General features: G+C 28.5%; 15 protein-coding genes. 6 read left to right on the top strand and 9 right to left on the bottom strand.

The window, feature by feature from the left end:
• Positions 1 to 768 precede the first annotated feature (768 nt).
• Positions 769 to 2,208 carry an N-acetylglucosamine-specific PTS transporter subunit IIBC gene (gene nagE, locus J7M87_RS09550; protein WP_291650834.1) on the bottom strand — a complete coding sequence of 480 codons (1,440 nt, stop codon included), beginning with the start codon at positions 2,206 to 2,208 and terminating at the stop codon, positions 769 to 771.
• Positions 2,209 to 2,759: 551 nt separating this feature from the next.
• Between nagE and J7M87_RS09545 the strand changes: the two genes are divergently transcribed.
• On the top strand, positions 2,760 to 3,278 hold the full coding sequence (locus J7M87_RS09545) for a PTS glucose transporter subunit IIA (RefSeq protein WP_291650835.1): 519 nt from the start codon (positions 2,760 to 2,762) through the stop codon (positions 3,276 to 3,278).
• 49 nt (positions 3,279 to 3,327) lie between these two features.
• Here J7M87_RS09545 and J7M87_RS09540 read toward each other — a convergent pair whose 3' ends face one another.
• Both J7M87_RS09540 and J7M87_RS09535 read right to left on the bottom strand, forming a co-directional pair.
• Positions 3,328 to 4,188, bottom strand: coding sequence for a PRD domain-containing protein (locus J7M87_RS09540; RefSeq protein ID WP_291650833.1), 861 nt, complete (start codon positions 4,186 to 4,188; stop codon positions 3,328 to 3,330).
• A 35-nt stretch (positions 4,189 to 4,223) separates the two neighbouring features.
• A complete protein-coding gene (locus J7M87_RS09535) occupies positions 4,224 to 5,159 on the bottom strand; it encodes a GNAT family protein (protein WP_291650832.1) in 936 nt (311 codons plus the stop codon).
• Positions 5,160 to 5,337: 178 nt separating this feature from the next.
• Between J7M87_RS09535 and J7M87_RS09530 the strand changes: the two genes are divergently transcribed.
• Positions 5,338 to 6,015: a DUF4230 domain-containing protein gene (locus J7M87_RS09530; RefSeq protein ID WP_291650831.1), complete on the top strand. Its 678-nt coding sequence runs from the start codon at positions 5,338 to 5,340 to the stop codon at positions 6,013 to 6,015.
• 77 nt (positions 6,016 to 6,092) lie between these two features.
• Positions 6,093 to 6,563: a peptide-methionine (S)-S-oxide reductase MsrA gene (gene msrA / locus J7M87_RS09525; RefSeq protein ID WP_291650830.1), complete on the top strand. Its 471-nt coding sequence runs from the start codon at positions 6,093 to 6,095 to the stop codon at positions 6,561 to 6,563.
• Positions 6,564 to 6,631: 68 nt separating this feature from the next.
• On the opposite strand, the gene J7M87_RS09520 is transcribed toward msrA, so the two are convergent.
• From J7M87_RS09520 to J7M87_RS09495, 6 genes are all read right to left on the bottom strand, one after another.
• Positions 6,632 to 7,438, bottom strand: a complete 807-nt coding sequence (locus J7M87_RS09520; RefSeq protein WP_291650829.1) for a sulfite exporter TauE/SafE family protein — start codon at positions 7,436 to 7,438, stop codon at positions 6,632 to 6,634.
• 276 nt (positions 7,439 to 7,714) lie between these two features.
• Positions 7,715 to 7,882 (bottom strand): hypothetical protein, encoded by a 168-nt coding sequence (locus J7M87_RS09515; protein WP_291650828.1) that lies wholly within the window; start codon positions 7,880 to 7,882, stop codon positions 7,715 to 7,717.
• A gap of 3 nt (positions 7,883 to 7,885) precedes the next feature.
• Positions 7,886 to 10,048 carry a 1,3-beta-galactosyl-N-acetylhexosamine phosphorylase gene (gene gnpA / locus J7M87_RS09510; protein ID WP_291650827.1) on the bottom strand — a complete coding sequence of 721 codons (2,163 nt, stop codon included), beginning with the start codon at positions 10,046 to 10,048 and terminating at the stop codon, positions 7,886 to 7,888.
• 11 nt (positions 10,049 to 10,059) lie between these two features.
• The gene (locus tag J7M87_RS09505) at positions 10,060 to 10,947 is read right to left on the bottom strand and encodes a carbohydrate ABC transporter permease (protein ID WP_291650826.1); all 888 of its coding nucleotides are present in this window, start codon (positions 10,945 to 10,947) and stop codon (positions 10,060 to 10,062) included.
• 10 nt (positions 10,948 to 10,957) lie between these two features.
• Positions 10,958 to 11,848: a sugar ABC transporter permease gene (locus J7M87_RS09500; RefSeq protein ID WP_291650825.1), complete on the bottom strand. Its 891-nt coding sequence runs from the start codon at positions 11,846 to 11,848 to the stop codon at positions 10,958 to 10,960.
• Between the two features lie 74 nt (positions 11,849 to 11,922).
• On the bottom strand, positions 11,923 to 13,263 hold the full coding sequence (locus tag J7M87_RS09495) for a carbohydrate ABC transporter substrate-binding protein (RefSeq protein ID WP_291650824.1): 1,341 nt from the start codon (positions 13,261 to 13,263) through the stop codon (positions 11,923 to 11,925).
• Positions 13,264 to 13,539: 276 nt separating this feature from the next.
• Here J7M87_RS09495 and J7M87_RS09490 point away from each other — a divergent pair, with 276 nt between their 5' ends.
• The 3 genes from J7M87_RS09490 to J7M87_RS09485 all read left to right on the top strand — a co-directional run bounded on the left by J7M87_RS09490 (position 13,540) and on the right by J7M87_RS09485 (position 16,665).
• On the top strand, positions 13,540 to 14,991 hold the full coding sequence (locus J7M87_RS09490; protein WP_291650823.1) for an arylsulfatase: 1,452 nt from the start codon (positions 13,540 to 13,542) through the stop codon (positions 14,989 to 14,991).
• Between the two features lie 367 nt (positions 14,992 to 15,358).
• Complete coding sequence (locus J7M87_RS20435) at positions 15,359 to 15,541, top strand: SPASM domain-containing protein (RefSeq protein WP_365845143.1); 183 nt, start codon at positions 15,359 to 15,361, stop codon at positions 15,539 to 15,541.
• A 254-nt stretch (positions 15,542 to 15,795) separates the two neighbouring features.
• Positions 15,796 to 16,665, top strand: a complete 870-nt coding sequence (locus tag J7M87_RS09485; protein ID WP_291650822.1) for an AraC family transcriptional regulator — start codon at positions 15,796 to 15,798, stop codon at positions 16,663 to 16,665.
• The last annotated feature ends 166 nt before the right edge of the window (positions 16,666 to 16,831 follow it).

Raw genomic sequence — 16,831 nt, 5'->3', positions numbered from 1 at the left:
TTTGCTCAAATTACTTTGAGTCTTAATGTTAAGACGTCTAAAAGAATTGCTGGTTTGTTTACTTAACTTATTTTCTGTTCAATTTTCAAAGACCATTTTCTTCATCGCCCTCAAGCGACTTTCTTATTCTATCACTTATTTACTTTCTTGTCAACAATGTTTTTTAACTTTTTTCAAGTTATCTTGCTGCAATTAATACATTCATAAGCGACGAATTACATAATATCATGTTAGCCCCCTCTACTCTTGATCAAATATACTTATTTACAAAAATTATATTTACTTTTCTATAAATCCCTCCTATTTTCTTGTTTTTTTAATTATTGATACACCTGGATAAGTTAATTATCCATTTTAAATATTAACAATAGTATACATTCTATATATTCTTATATATCTCGTTGTTCAATCCTATATTTATATATAAATTTATCTAGCGCTTTAATTTCACAATCAATATATAGTTATATAATTAATTTATAATTCAAATAATTAGAATCAATAATCTATAAATGAGTCAACTTACTTTCTTTAAGTAAAATCATAACGCTAGACTTATATTAAATTTGAATTTATCTAATATATATAGTACTTTAATGTACTTTATAATATTAATTTGATATAAAAGTTGAATTCATATATATTGTAGCAATACATTTATTTAATGTTTCGTTTATTACTTTCTTATTATTTAAATATAAATAGAGCAATAAAAATAGAAGGCATACTTTCATACACCTTCTATTTCCATTTATTTTATTTTATTTATTATCTCTTTAATTCTGCTTTTATTGCGTCAGCAACAAATTGAACATTTGTTCCAACTATAACTTGAATGCTACCTTTTCCTGGTCTTATAACTCCTCTAGCTCCTAAAGCTGTTAACTTCTTGTCTACTATAATTGAGTTATCTTTAACATTAAGTCTTAATCTAGTAACACAGTTATCTACTGTTACTATATTTTGTTTTCCACCTAAAGCTTCAATATAAGCTTTTGCTAATTCATTCATATCTCCAGTAATTGCTGAATTGTCTGTGAACTCTTCATCATCATCTTCTCTACCTGGAGTCTTTAAGTTAAACTTAACAATAATAATTCTGAATACTACATAGTATATAAATCCAACTACTAAACCGATTGGTATTAACCATAATGGATTTAAAGCCATTGGTGCCTTAAAGCTTAATATCCAGTCAACAAGTCCAGCACTAAAGTTAAATCCAGCTCTTACTGGTAATAATGCAACAACTGTTAATGATATTCCTGTTAAAAGAGCATGTGCAAAGTATAGTCCTGGTGCTAAGAACATGAATGCGAATTCTAGAGGTTCTGTAACTCCTGTAAAGAATGAACCTAATCCAGCAGCTAATAATAATCCATATACAGCTTTCTTCTTGTTGTCTTTAGCTGTATGATACATAGCTAAAGCTCCAGCTGGTAAACCGAACATCATAACTGGGAAGAATCCTGACATATACATACCAGTTTGACCTAGAGTTCCTGTACCACCCCAGAAGTTAGCTATATCATTAATTCCTGCAACGTCAAACCAGAATACTGAGTTAAGTGCGTGGTGTAATCCTGTTGGTATTAATAATCTATTGAAGAACCCATAGATACCTGCTCCAACTGCATCTGTAGCAATAATTGCTTTACCGAATGATACTAGTGCTCCATAAACCATTGGCCATACGAAATATAATATTACTGCTGCAATTAATGAAGCAAAAGATGTCATAATTGCAACTGATCTCTTACCGCTAAAGAATCCTAAAGCATCTGGTAATTTTGTTCCTTTGAATTTATTGTAGCAAGATGCTCCAATTATACCTGCAAGGATACCGATAAATTGAGTTTGAATCTTAGTAAATGCTGCTGGTACTTCTGCAACATCTATTTTCATAAACATTGAAACAACTGCTGGGCTTAATAATGTTGTAATCATAAGCCATGAAACAAGACCTGCAAGTCCTGCTGTTCCATCGTTGTCATCTGACATTCCAACCGCTACCCCGATAGCAAAAAGAATTGCCATGTTATCTATTAATGCTCCACCAGCTTTTAATATGAAAGCTGCTATTACATTATTAGCACCCCAACCTGTTGGGTCAATCCAATAACCAATACCCATTAAAATACTTGCAACTGGTAAAGCTGCAACTGGAAGCATTAATGCTTTTCCTAGTCTTTGAAGATACTTCATCATAATAATAAATCCTCCTTAAATTTTTTATATACAAATTCAAGCAGCTGTATAATATAATTCCGAGTAAGAAATAAAAAAAGCCGAAAAGAATATTATAGATATATAAATCCTTTTCGGCTCATGCTCAACTAAATTGATAACACGCCTAAACTTGTACACATATTTTATTTACAATGTTATTGTATCATCTGTTGTTATTGTTTTCAACAGTTTTTTTTATTGTTTTTTTGATATTTTTCTATGATTTTCTTAAGATTTCATTAATTATATTAAATATCCTTAATTTTGCTAACGATTTCATTAGTTTTTTTTGATTTAGTTTATTGACAACTATTAATAACTATATATATAATCATACTAGACGTGTTACTGTTTAATCAGGCATGAGTCCAGCTATAATTCTAGGGCTTATGCCTTTTGTTTTTAACATTTTGTATATAATATTTATGTATTTATTCTTACATATTTATAAATACTATAAGTATTAATCTATACACTCATTAAAATTTGAAGTAGAAAGGATGTGGGTTCCTGATTATTCAGGAAATACTATGTTTAATTTTATTAAGAACTTATTTAAGTCAGACTCAAACAATGAAAATGCTGTAGTTAATCCTAATGCACTTGTTGCTCCTGTTTCTGGTAAGATTATTCCTTTATCAGAAGTTCCAGACCCAGTTTTTGCTGAAAAACTAGCTGGAGATGGAATGGCTATAGTAGCTGAAGGAGATACTATTGTTGCTCCTGCTGATGGAGAAGTTACTCTTATCTTTAAAACTAAGCATGCATTTGCTATGACTTTAGAAAATGGATTAGAGATACTTGTTCACATAGGATTAGAAACTGTTTCTCTTGATGGAGAAGGTTTTGAACAATTAGTAGAGCAAGGTACAAAAGTTAAAGCTGGTACACCATTAATTAAAATAAACAGAGAATTAATCTTAAGCAAAGGATTATCTCTTGCTACGCCAGTGCTAATAACTAATGTTGATGCAACTAAGTCAATAACTCCAACTGAAAGTGGAGCTGCTGTTGCAGGTAATACTGTAGTTGTTAAATTCGAAGTATAATAATTTTTTTATAAAATAAAAATCAGCCATATTTTATAATGGCTGATTTTTATTTTATAATTGAAACTCTAAATCTTTCTATATGCATTGCTAAATATGCAACTTCATCTTCTGACACAGCTTTAATCTCTAAAGTTCTACAAATTATTTCTTTTGTCTCTTCTGCAATTTTATATGATACTCCATACTTTTCTCTTATAACATCAATCAAATCATTTTTTATAGGCGTATCAGTAATTATTCTTTCTATTGCAAATCTTATATGAGTTAAGAACCTTGCATAATCTAAAGATTTTCTATCTATTTCTATATTTAAGCTATCTTCAACGTGTTCAATAATAGAATTACTTAAAAAACTATATTTTATAGTATTTGATAACTTTCCATTATTCCTTGCAGAATGAATATGCAAAGCAATAAATCCCTTTTCACCCTCAGGTATATCTAATTTTAACTCTTCACTTATTCTATTTGCCAATCTACTAGCCATTTCAAACTCTTTATTATACAAAGTTTCTATTTCTACTAAAAAAGGATTTTGTATTTCTTCATCATCTTCTAACCTCTTTATTGCATAAAATAAATGATCTACTAATCCTATATGAATATTTTCATTAAGATCTTCACCTAATTCGTCAGTTATTTCTGCAATTACTTCTTCAACTAATGCAATTAATTTTGTATCTACCCTATTTAAAATTTCTTCAAAGTTTCTTTGATTTTCCTTATCTTCAATTATAAATATTTTCTCAACTAAAGTCCCTTTTTTTATAATATCTCCTGTTTTTTTACCAAATCCTATTCCCTTTTGAAAAAGAATTTTTTCCTTTCCTTTCTCTCTTACAAGTAATATGTTGTTATTAAAGGATTTCACTACAGTTGTATTGTTATTTAATATAATCTCTTTCATAAATACCTTCCTCTTATTAAGTATAATAATTAATATTATTTTTCTAATATCTTAAAAAAGCTTATATGGTCCTTCCATGCCCCATTTATAAATAAATATTTTTCATTTAACCCAATTTTTTTAAATCCACAACCATTAAGTACGGCTTTTGATTTTTCATTATCTGTTAAAACAGAGGCTTCTAATCTATGCAGCTCTAGTTCATCTCTTGCATAATCTATAACTAATCTTAAGGCTTCTTTCATATATCCCCTACCTTCAAAATTCTTATCAATAGAGTATCCTATTATTCCACTTTTAAAAACCCCATAAACTATATTAGATATCTTAATCTTACCAATTAATTCTTCACCTTTATATATTCCAAAGTCTACTCCAGTACCATTCATTAGATGCTTATAACTTTCTAATAAAATATCTCTTTGAACTTCATATGTATAAAAGTTATTATCCCGACTTGGCTCAAAATTACTTAAGTGATCTTTATTTCTTATGTTATAGTCTAATAGAGCTTCTGCACAATCAGGAGTTAAATTTTTTACAGTGATATTTTCACCAATTAAATTAATTAAGAAACTCCTTTGAGTATTGTTATACTCATTTCTATTTATTCCAAAGCTTAATTCATCTAAAAATACTCCATTCGAAAAAAGATTCTCAGTAAAGATCCCTTCTAATGTAAATCCTAAATCTAAAAATACCTTATAACCAATATTTTCATCTACCAAAACATTAGCCTTATATATATTTGTATCTTTAAATATAGCTCTTAATATACTTTGTACAGTTTCTTTTAACAAATCATATTTATTTTCTTTGTAAAACTTTAGCTTAACGGTACATTTTTTATTATCCTTATCTAGCTCAACTATAGTAAATCTTCCTATAAATATATTATTTTTATCTTTTATAATATAATCACTAAATGTTCCTTTAACTAAATCTATACTTATTCCTCTGTTTTCGCTCATAACAAAATCTCCTAAGTTGCATATATGTCTATCACTAATTATATTATAACGATAAACGTACCTTATGCACAACATATTATATTTTATTAATTAATCAATATTCAAAGTTAATTTAACGTACATTATTTCAAATAAACTTTCATATAATTAATTACTATTAATTACCTTAGGAGTCTATATGCTTATTTTAAAGCTTTTCAAAAAAAATAGAAACAATAATAAAAAGAATAATACAAAAAAATTTTTTAGGTTTTTTATAATATTATCATTAACCCTACTAGTCTGCAAATCATTTTTAGGTTATAGATCTCAAGCAAATAATTTAAAACATTCAAATATTGATAATATAAAGGTGATTTCTGAAGAAAGTTTAGTCAAAGAAATTAAAAATGTCAATAAAATAATTCCTCTAGAAGTAGAACTTTCAAAAACGGTAACAATAGATAAAAGCTTTGGAGATCTTGAAATATTAAAGAAGTATAAAAGGATAAGATTCTTTGCCAACTGCTCATATTCTATAGATTTATCACAAATTACTACTAACGATATAGAAATTGATAATAAAAATAAAAAGCTAAATATAATATTAACTAAGCCTGAAGTTTTTAGTATTAATATTAATAGAGAAAAAACAGAATATGAAGAATCCTCCAATGGTTTACTTAGATTTGGAGAAATAAAATTAACTTCTGAAGAATTTGATTTAATTCAAGAAGAAGTTCATAAAGGTTTTGAAGAAACTATGAAAAGTGATGAAATATATAATAAAGTTATATCTAACACTAAGATTTCTTTAGAAAAACTCTTAGACCAAATAACAGAAGAGAAAATGAGCATCAATATATCCTTTAAATAAATATGGTTTATTTTCTTTATAGATGTATAATATATTTAAATAATTTATACAATTAATTTTATAAAGGAGTTGATAAAATGAAGAAAATAGTTTTAGCAGGTGGATGCTTTTGGGGCGTAGAAGAATTTCTTTCTAGATTAAATGGTGTAGTATCTACAGAAGTAGGCTACGCAAATGGAAGAACCGAAAATCCAACCTATGAGGATGTATGCTATAAAAATACTTATTTTGCTGAAGCTTGTTTAGTTGAATATGATGAAAGTAAAACATCATTAGAACATATATTAAATGAATATTGGTCAATAATTGATCCTACAGCATTGAACAGACAAGGTCCAGACGTTGGAAGTCAATATAGAACAGGTATATATTATTTATATGAAAATGACTTAGATACGCTTCTTAAAAGCAAGGAAGAAGAGCAAAAAAAGTATGACAAAAAAATTGTTACAGAAGTAAAACCCCTAATTAATTATTATAAAGCTGAAGAGTATCATCAAAAATACTTAAAGAAAAATCCTAATGGATATTGTCATATAAAATTATAGTATAAAAACTATGTATAGGTATTAATTTAAAATTATACCTATACATAGTTTTAAATGCTCAAACTTATTTATATAGAAAACTTTAAAAAATTATATAGATTTATTGAAATAATAATCAATATTAAATAGGTAAAAATATTATCTACCTTCTTAGTCGATATGTTACCATTTATCTTATTACCGATTATCCCTCCAGCAATTCCCCCTAAAATCATAACTACTAATGTTTTTACATTAAAATCAGGTATATTTTTACTTATTAATGTACTCAAAAAACTAGTACTTTGCGAGAACATTATTATATATATTGAATTGGCAGCAGCTGTCTTTGTTTTCATTGAAAAAAAATATGATAGCACAACTAAATTTATAGGCCCTCCACCAATTCCTAAAAATGCTGAAATTAAGCCTAATACTAGTCCAATAAAAATGCATAAATACAAATTTGTAACATTCATTGTTTTTATTTTATCTAAATTTTTAACATATATTAAGGTTGCAATAGTGATAATAATAAGCACCAAAGCTTGTACAGCTCCTACCTTATTATCATCATTAAGCAATATCTTAAGATATTGAAATACTCTACTTCCTAAAATACCACCTATTGCAGAGCCTACTCCTAATAATGTAGATATTTTTAAATTCATATTTTTATTTGAATTATTCTTCATGTTTTTAAACACAGAAATTATAGACATAGACAATACTGTACAACCAGATAAAAAGCTTATCGAAGATACCGACATCATTCCAATAGTATCTAAGACAGGTTTTATTATTATTCCACCTCCAACTCCACATATAGCTCCAACTATTGATGCCCCTAAACTAACTATTAAAAAAATTATATTTGATATAAATTCTTCTAGCACTATATCTCCCCTTTTTAAGATGTCTAAATATTAATATAACATTTATATAAAACCTACTGCTACTAAGTTGCTATACTTCTTATAACAAATACTTGTTATCCCCTTAGTGACCTAACTATTCTAAATATACTCATATAAATTAATAAATACTATAAAAATAAATTGACTTTATTTGTGATATTATTAAAATACATTTTCACAGATAATTTATTTTATATCTATATATAAAATTTCTTTTTTATATTCTTTAAAATAATTATCTTTTTCTATATTTAATTACCTATTCTTTTTATTATATAAGAATAGTTGTGTAAGGAGCCCTATTAGTCCAACTAACATTATGCATAGCCCTTGTATTCCAATATTCTTTTGTCCTATAATAATCATTGATAAAAACAGTATAAATAAACCAATGTTAATAACTATTTTTGTCGCTTTGCTCATATATTACATCACCATCCATCTAATTTCGCCCGGTTCTAAAGTAACATGAACCATATTACCATTACCATCATAGACATTAGTAACTTGCTCTTTATTTGTATTATTTAAAATAGCATATTTTTTAATACTTGGATAAGCATGTACTTCACAGTATAAATTATCTGCATACCACTTTTTAAACTCATTCTCTTTATTTGCAGAATAATATAATGCTCTCATTAATAAACGTGTATTTTGTTCTGAATATGGAAGTCCTGCAATATATACACACCTTCCATTCCCATAGTCATTGCTTGAAATATTAACTTCACCATTACTATAGGCAATTATTTGTGTGGACTCCTTTATTGAATAAATATTTTTCATGCCTTCGCCAAAGTCAAAATCTTCTTTCTTATCTTCTATAATAAAATGACTTTCTACTTCTTCATGGAAGTATTTATCAGTGTGTAATGTAAATCCTAATTCTTTATCTACCCCAAAGGCATCTGCTAATTGGAAGTAATGACCACCATTTTCAAATGCTGTTGGTTCACCGATTCCTACAAAACCCCCACCATTATAAATCCATTCACGTATAGTTGCTACAAACTTCGGCTCTCCCCAAACATCTCCACCTGAGAATGCTGTGTTAGCATCACCTGCATTTATTATTACATCAATATCTTCTGGAATTCCATTTTCTTTTATATCATCAAAACTTATAAAGGTTACATCTACATTAGCTCCGCTAAGAGATTCTAATATTCCATTATAAGAATAAATTTGCTTACAATATAAAGCATGTGCAACCATGTAAGGATGCCAGCTTCTTAATTTTCCCCAACTATTCAAAATAGCTACTTTCAATCCACAATACGGGTTTTGATTATGAATAATATCATAAATTTCTCTAAACTCATCACAAGTTTTTTCTATATAATCCACAAACTTAGGGAACTTGTATGCTAAGCTTGGATATCCACCATATCCAATACGGTCGATAGGCTTTCTCATAATGGCACGTCTTGCACTTAACCAGTTATCAATTGCTTCTATAGTTGGATCATTTCCTTCATAGAAGGTATCTGGGAAGAAGTATGGTAAAAATCTTCCTTCATGATATTTCACACCTGGAATATCAGATATTAAACGAAGGGTAGCCCCTCCTCCAACACTTCCTACAACTGCATCTAATCCAATTTCACTAAAATACTTACCATAAGGTTCAGTACCTATCCAATTATCACCAAGGAACATCATTGCTTCCTTACCAGCTTTATGAGTTAATTCAACCAATTCCTTTGCAGTTTTAGATACAAATCTTTGTTGAAAATCAATATAATCTTGATATTCCTTTGTAGGAACGCAGAAAGTTGAATTATAATAACCATTTTGTACAAATACTTCAGGAGTTAATCTATATCCGTATTCCTCTTCAAAAGCTAAAATTGCTTCTGTAGAAACACTAGCACCATATCCACACCAATCTACAAATTTTTCTTTAGCTAAATTATTAAAAATTAATGTGAAATGATATAAAAAGGTTGTAAAACGTACAACATCTGTATCTGGATTATCCTTTAACCACTGTGTTAAATATTCAACAGCAAATTTCTTTGAATTTGGTTTTCTTAAATCAAATGGTATATCATGAGGTACATCTCCCCAATCATTTGTGATGTGATTATACATTTGTGTCGGATCCCATAGTATATATGCAAGAAATGAAACAGTATACTCATGGAAAGATGTACAATTATTCACTTTAACTAAATGATTTTCCTTATCATATTCCCAATTTTCAGTAGGAACAACCTCATTAATTGTTCTATCTCTAACTTCCCACCATACTTTTGGATCATGGTCATAATCTGCTTTGACCTGTTGATCATAATAAGAAGCTAAAAAATTTATTTCTAAACTACTTGACGTAGCTAATTTATATTCACTCATCAAATAAATTTGTTGACATTCATCCATGTGTTTTTCTGCGAAATCATTATGTCCACGAGCAACAAAATATGTTGTATAAATTTTTGCATCTAATTGCTTAATATCATCACTAAGCTTTGTACCATCACTATCACGAATAGCATCTGCACCCCAGCGAGATAATAGTTCTTTTGTTTCTTCAAGAAAATTACTTTCACTTGGTAATGTAACTCTGCCTTTTGTGTTTGCCATAATAATCCTCCTTAATCCTTTAATCCACCAAGGCTCATACCTTGTGTAAGTTTTTTCTGTACTAAAATATATAAAATTAATGTAGGTAACATTACTATTACTAATCCAGCATACATAATTCCATAATTAGTTGCTGTCTTTTCAACTGCCATTAAGTTCTGTAATCCAACTGGTAATGTTTTATTTGTTGTAGTCATTAATGTAAAGGAAATAATATATTCATTCCAAAAAGCTAAAAAGTTGAATAAAATAACTGTAATTATACTCGGTCTAGCCATAGGAATCATAATTTTAAGCATTGTTTTAAAGTATCCACAACCATCAATTAATGCTGCTTCTTCATAAGCTTTAGGTAATGTTTTAAAATATCCACTTAATAAGTAAATAGTAAATGGTAAATGTGTTGCTGCATAAACTACAGCTAGAATAAAGCGATTATTTAAGAAGAATTTAACATCAAAGAATCTATTTGCTGAACTTAACATTAAGAATATAGGAACTACAATGTAGTTAACATTAACAAATAACCCTGCCATAAATCCAGCATTTAAGAACTTCTTACCCTTAAAATCAAATCTTGCTAAGCAGTAAGATGCTGGTAGTGCCACTACTAACAAAATAATAAGAGATAAGGCCGTAACAATTACAGAGTTTAATAAATATTCACCCATCTTTGCTTGACTAAAAGCAATGGTAAAATTTTCCCATATCAACTTTTTAGGAAAGGCGAATGGATTAACATCTTGTCCAACAAACTCAGCATTTGATTTAAGACTAGCCATAAATACCCAAGCAACTGGTACAATAATGGAAACTGCTAGAGTAATTAAAGCTATATAAATAAATATTTTATATAAGCTTTTAGTGCTACTTAATTTTTTATCTTTACTATTTTTCATATCTTACCTCCTAAAACTCTAGTGTTTCGCGCTCAGTAATTTTATTAATTACGGCAGATAGAATGAAGGAGAATAAGAATACTACTACTCCAATTGCCATACCATAACCATAAGCTGATGATGTATATGCTTGTTTATACATATAGTTTAAGAATACGTCAGTTTGTCCATTAGGACCTCCACCTGTCATAATTTGAACCATTAAGAAACTTAGGTTAATTGTACTAATAACAAAGAATGTTAAAGTAGTACGAATGTTATCCCAAATAAGTGGTAAAGTAATAGTAAAGAATTGTTTAACTTTACCTGCCCCATCTAACCCAGCTGCTTCGTAAAAACTATCTGGAACAGAGGCCATACTCGCCATATACATAACCATATAATATCCAATTGCCTGCCAAATAAGAGCAAAGATTAATGAATATATTACTACATTAGGATCACCCATCCACATTCTTTGTAAGTTTTCTAAATTTAAGAAACCCAAGATACTATTTAATAGTCCTGATTGAGGATCATAAATTGCTCCAAAAATAGCTGAGATAACTACAATACTTAATATATTTGGTATGTAGAATATTATTCTAAAGAAGTTTTTCCCTTTAATATTTTCTTTGGTTAGTATTGTAGCAAAAAATATTGCAATTATAAGTGTGAAAATTGTTACAAGTGTAATAATTAGAATTGAGTTTTGCATAGATTGCAGAAAATTTTTATCTTTCAATAAAATTTCAAAGTTTCTCAATCCTTGGAATGTTTTATTGTTTGAAATCCCCCCCCATTTGTATAAAGACATTCTAAATACATTAAATGTTGGTATTACCATGAATATTGTTACAAGGATCACAGCTGGTGCCATACAAGCAAATATAAATCGCTTTTCTGACTTTCTTTTATTCAATTTAACTCCCCCCTTTAAATTAAACGGTGAGTTAAAATAACTCACCATTTATTATATAATTATAATTTGTTTAATTATTTAAGTGCTTCTCTACATTTTTCAAATGTCTCATTTAATTGAGCTTTCCATTGATCCGCAGTCATTGATCCATCAACTAATGAATCTACTGCTCCATATACAGCTTTCTTAAAGTCTAATCCCTCAATTGTGTCTGTTGTAGCCCAGTTACCTAATGCTGGTAATACACCTTCTGTCTCATAAATGCTATAGAATAACTTCATATCTCCATCAAGTTTTTCAACAATTCCTTTAACTGGTTGAACAACTGGAACTGGAACTAATTCTGCATCTTTATTAGGAGCTTTATTTTTTAACATAAGATCAACAGCTTCATCTGAATATAAGAATTTGATAAATTCTTTAGCATCGTCTGCATTTTCAGCCTCTTTTGGTACCCAAACTTGTTCAAAGAATGTGTAAGCATAACGATCTCCACCCTTTTCATATGCTGGTAAAGGCATGAATCCCCACTCAAATCCTTCTGGAGTTGACTCAGCCATCTCTCCAACTACCCAGTTTCCATTTGGCATAAATGCTGCTTGACCATCTATTACAGCTTGTTGATTTTTCTTAAATCCGCCATCACTATTTGCATTTGCAACTGTTGCATCCCAAGTATATTCAGATAACTTAGAAACTGTATCTATCACTAGTTGTCCTTCTTTTGAATTCCAAGTATTAGCATCATATTCTAATGCTTTTTTGTAATAATCAGCATCACCAGCTTGATATAACATTGCAAATAATGTTGCATCTAGATATCCTGATTGAGGATAAGTAAATAATGCTTTGCCTTCTGCTTTTAATTTATCACCATATGCCCACATTTCATCCCATGTAGTTGGCAATTCACCTTCTTTAAATTTAGATGCATCATACCATAATCCTGTTGGTGAATAAAATACTGGAGCTAAATAAGTTTTTCCATCTCCATATGGTTGAGTAATTGCATTTTCTGCAAATCCATCAGCTAATTTGTCTTTTAATTCTCCTTCAAATACATCTGAGATATCTAATAAAGCTTCTTCCTTAATCATTGTTTCAGTGAATCCACTCTTTTGTCCCATATTATAGTAAACTACATCTGGGTACTCTCCATTTTGCATTTGAGGACGTAACTCTTCATCTAACTTTGATGAAATTTGTAATTGAATATCTACATCTTTATTTGCAGTTTCAAAAGCTGTCTCAAGATTTTTCCATATTTCAGCTCCATTTCCCCCTTCGAAAGCCGCAACTTTTAAAATTCTCTTTCCACCTTCAGCAGAAGGTGGAGCTTCATTTTTTGTTCCACAGCCAACAAGTGTAGTTGTAGCCATAAGGGCTACTAATGACATACATAATAATTTTTTCATAAAATCTCTTCCCCTTTATATTTTTATAATTTCTTGTCCTTATAAAATAAAAAGTCTTTTTACAATTCATAGTATATCATCAGGTAAACGTTTTTTATATAGTTATATTGTTATGTTTTATTTATATATTGTTATTAATAAATTTACTAATAATATTATATTTCACATTAATTGCCTACCGATATTTTCTTTGCTATAATCGTTTATATAAACATTTACATTGAAAAATATATATATTCTCATATCTATATTTTTTCATGAAAGAAGGGTATTACAATGAAAAAACCAAATATTATATTATTAATGTGTGATCAATTTCGAGGTGATTGCATATCTTTTAGTGGACATCCAGATGTAAAAACACCTAATTTAGATACCTTAGCAGCTACAGGTACAATCTTTGATAAAGCTTATTCAGCTTGTCCTAGTTGTATTCCTGCTAGAGTTGCTTTATTTACCGGAAAAAGTCAAAAAAGTCATGGTCGTGTGGGATATGAAGACGGTATCCCATGGAATTATGAGCATATGCTAGCACAAGAACTGTCTGATAATGGTTATCAAACTCAATGTATCGGAAAAATGCACGTAGATCCTCCTCGTCTATCTTGTGGATTTAATAATTTAAAATTGCATGATGGATATCTCGGTTACTATAGAAGTAGTCTTATCCCTCATTATCAACATCAAGAGGTAACAGATGATTACTTATATTACTTAAAAGATAAGGAAGGTCAAAATTCAGATTTTAATGTAACTGGCCCTGAATGTAATTCTTGGATTACTCATCCTTGGATTTATGAAGAAAAACTTCATCCTACAAACTGGGTAGTAGATGAAAGTATTCGTTTTTTAAAAACTAGAGATCGTACAAAACCGTTTTTCTTAATGAGCTCATTCGTTCGCCCTCATCAACCATTTGATGCTCCACAAACTTATTTTGATATATATAAAAATAAGCAATTAAGAGAACCTGCAAATGGTGATTGGGTAGATCAAAGCCTTACTAAAGAATATGGATATATAAAAGATTCAATTTATGGTTGTAACGATAAAGACCTTCGCCATGAAGCCATGTGTGGATATTATGCATGTATAACACATGTTGATCATCAGATAGGTAGACTTATTACATCATTAATTGAAGATGGAACATATGATGATTCCATTATCTTATTTTTATCCGATCATGGTGAGCTTTTATTTGACAATAACTTATATCGAAAGGTATTTCCATATGAAGGAAGTACTCATATTCCATTAATTATACATGTTGGTAGCAATATTAAAAATAAAGCACCATTTAGGAGCGATACAATTGTTGAGCTGAGAGATATAATGCCTACTATCCTAGATTTTTCTGGAATAGAAATCCCTGAAGGGGTAGACGGATTTTCATTAGTTCCAGAAATTTATGGTGATAAAAGAAATGACCGTGAATATTTACATGGAGAGCATAGCTTCCACTCTAATTTATCCAGTCATTATATTGTTACAAAAACAGATAAATTTATATGGTATAGTGAAAAAAATGAAGAACAGTATTTTGATCTAAAAAAAGATCCTAGAGAGGAATGTAATTTAATTGATAATCCTTCCTCAAAAGAGCGTATTAACTATTTGAGAAATTGCTTAATTAAAGAATTAGCTGGAAGAGAAGAAGGTTATAGTGATGGGATTACTCTTAAAGAGGGTTGTACTCCTATAAATACTTTATCTCATATACTATAAACTATTTAAAGTCCAGTCTTAAAAATATAGGCTGGACTTATTTATTTAACATTTATTCGGTTATAGAAATGAAAACATAAGCTTATCTTTAGATAAGTCCCCTATTACAAAAGAAGAGCATAAATATTTTCTAATAAAACTCTTTGATTTTTGGTATAATGGTGTTATAAATAATAATTATGTAAGAATAAGTTTTTTTGACAATATTATAGGATTATTTTTAAATCAAGATTATGAGTCTTGTAATATAAAAGGAATATGCTCATTCCAATGCATAATAGAAAGTGATGGTTCTATGTATCCTTGCGACTTTTATACTTTTGAAACTTATAAAATCTGAAATATTTTGAATAACTCTTTTGATTATATGTATAATAACACAATTAGTTTTTTAACGAATTCTATTAGTGCAATCAGTAAGTGTCAGTCATGTAAATATTATTATATATGTAGAAATGGCTGTAGACGTCATAGAGAAAATCAAAATGATAACCTTAATTACTTTTGTGAACCTATTATGAATTTTTTCGTATTCAATAAATTAATTTAAGAACCTGGCTTTTAAAATTAAAATAAATAATACATCTACATAAAGTAATTTATAAAATTTTAAATTTATTTTTATAAATATTATTACTATTACAAAGTAATTATATTGTTAATAATTTTAAAACTATATATAGTCACTTGAACATCCATCTTGAATTAAGATATAAAGTTTAAATATATACCATAAAATAAATCTTAAATAATATTATTGCTATTTTATAATAATATTGCGATTATAATATATGGAGGTATAAAATGGGTAATACAAGATATTTAATAAATAAAAAGAACTTCGATCCAAACTATGAGCTGCTTTATATAAGCAAATCAAAGTTTGAAAACGATTGGCATAGCACATCTCATTTCCATCCATTTACAGAAATATTTTTTATAACCGATGGAAAAGGAGCATTTTATCTAGATGATGCTATTGTTAACGTTAATAAATGGGATCTAATTATAATCAATCCTAATTGCTTACACACAGAAAAGTCATCTTTATCAGATTCTCCTTTAGAATACATTGTTCTTGGAGTAGACAACCTGCTGTTAAACTTTCCTGAATCATATAGTTTAACTAATAATGAGCAGCAAATTAATCTATATAGAATTATTAATTTTTCTAAGGATAAGGAAATAATACTTAATTACTTTAATCAATTAATTAATGAGATAGAAATTAAAGAATTTAATTATCAACATGTATGTAAAAGCATTTTAACATTATTCATAACACATATCATTCGCAACACAACTTCACTACAGTTCATTGGAGAATCTCAAGAAAAATTAAACTTAGAATGTGTAAAAATTAAAAATTATATCGATTCCCACTATGCTCAGAATATAACATTAGACTTTTTATCTGATTTGTCTTATATGAATAAGTTTCACTTAGTTCATACATTCACTAAGCAAATAGGGGTTTCCCCAATAAACTATGTTATAAATAAGCGTATTCAAGAAGCCAAAAACTTACTAGCAACTACTAGCTATTCAATTCGAGACATTGCGTCTATAGTTGGTTTTGCAAATTCATCTTACTTTAGTCAAATGTTTAAAAGAGTAGCTGGAACTTCTCCAAAAAGCTATAGACTAGAAACTTCTAAGAATAAGAATATTTAACAAGGTAAGGAGTAAGATTCATTATAAAAATAACAAATCTTATAAAATGGAACCTATAAGATGGACACTTATAAAAGAGAGTCTATCTATATAGGTTCTTTTTTTGTACAATAAAGTTATGAGGTGATTTAATATGAGTAAAATAAGGTTCTCAAATAATGAAATA

The sequence above is a fragment of the Clostridium sp. genome (assembly GCF_017888565.1).
GTDB lineage: Bacteria > Bacillota > Clostridia > Clostridiales > Clostridiaceae > Clostridium.
This window is presented reverse-complemented; position numbering and strand designations above follow the sequence as displayed.